General features: G+C 68.6%; 1 protein-coding gene. It reads right to left on the reverse strand.

Going from position 1 to position 917, the window contains the following annotated elements:
* Positions 1 to 74: 74 nt before the first annotated feature.
* Positions 75 to 917 (reverse strand): glycosyltransferase family 4 protein (locus tag AC08OQ_RS18680; RefSeq protein ID WP_476612270.1); only part of this gene is annotated, 843 nt, incomplete at its 5' end.

The raw sequence follows: 917 nt of genomic DNA on the forward strand, positions 1-917 counted from the left end.
TTTCATTTCGACTCCCTAGGGTTTTCGCCTGGATCAGGTTCGTGACCGGCAATCGATGATCCGGGTCGCCACCCTCATGCCACGGCGGAGGTTTTTCCGTGGCGCGCCCGCAAACGGTCGATGGCCTTCTGGTAGACCTTCTCGCGCAGGGCGGCAATACGCAACGGCTCGAGCTCGGCGGTGCCGACCCGACCGCGGGCACCCACCGTCTCCGCGAACTCCGGGTCGGTGAGGAAGGGTTCCAGGGCGTCGGCGAGTGCGGGGGCGTCCTCCGGCGGGATGACCGTGCCGCCCTTCCATTTCGCCACCCAGGTGGCCACCCCGGTTGTCGCGGTCGCGACGACCGGGCGTCCCGAGGCCATTCCCTCGAGACCCGCGATGGAGAAGCTCTCGAACCGGCTCGGCACGACGACCGCCCGTGCCTCCTCATAGGCCTTGACCAGCTCGGGACGGGTCAGGTGGCCGGCGAAACGGCAGGTGACGCCGAGTTTGACCGCCTGCTGCTCCAGCCAGGTCCCGGTCGCCACACCCTCGATCGTGCCCGAGGACTGACCGGCGAAGACCACCGTCGCCTCGACACCCCGTTTCTTCAGCAGCGCGGCCGCCTCGATCAGGACATCCAGCCCCTTGCGCCATTCGAGCCGTCCGACGACGAGCAACGTCGGGTCGGTGTGCTGGGGCGACGCCACCTCCATGTACGGGGACCGGTCGAACGGGTAAGGAATGACGTCCGCGTCGGTATCCCTATCCAGCCAGCCGAAACCGCGCAGCGTGGTGACGATCAGCTCAGAGGGAGCGGTGCGCGCGTCGGCGCGCAGAGCGGAGAACCGGTCGATCCGGTCGGCCACCGCGCCCCTGCCGTGCAGCCGGCCGTCCCGCAGGCGCACATCCATCATCGTCGGGGTGTGCAGGTGGAT

Source organism: Frankia sp. CcCS3, from assembly GCF_977927575.1.